The organism is Cellulomonas sp. P2_B4, assembly GCF_056404795.1.
Window position 1 is genome coordinate 1 of sequence record NZ_JBFUDI010000119.1, and the last position, 518, is coordinate 518.

The window sequence follows — 518 nt, forward strand, 5'->3', positions numbered from 1 at the left end:
ACATTGCCGGCGAGGACGTCTTTTCGGCCTGGCCGGCCGGAACCGGCGGCGCGGCGGGCGCGGCGGTCGTGGTGGCCAGCGCCGCCGCGACAAGCATTGCCTTGATGGACGAACGCAGGATCATGTCTATCTCCGGTTGGCGGCGGCGCGGCGTTTGACTGGCTTGGCAGGCGCAGACGGCGCGTCCTCCCGAACGCTGGAACCGCGCGCCAGCATGATCCGCGCGACTTCGCCTTGCATGATATACAGAATGTCGCGCGCGGCCTGGCTAGCCCCGTCCGCGTCGCGCGTGACGAGCGCCGCGCGAACGCGGCGCCAATGGCCATAGGGGCCGGGCGTGTTCGCCGTGATGGCGAGCGCGACATAGGAGAAATGGAACCGCGTCTTGCGGCGGACCGCTTCGATCATCTTCTGGGCGTCCAGGCTCGCCGATTCCGCCATCTCGCTGAAGATCGACTCGCTCAATTCGATGATCTGATCAGCCGGCGCGCCGCTCGCCGCGTCGCTCAGCATCTGAT

At 67.8% G+C, this 518-nt stretch carries 1 protein-coding gene; it reads right to left on the reverse strand.

What is annotated here, in order from left to right:
- Nucleotides 1-126: 126 nt before the first annotated feature.
- The coding region (locus AC1DZC_RS20420; RefSeq protein WP_477044564.1) for a hypothetical protein at nt 127-518 on the reverse strand (392 nt) is incomplete at its 5' end.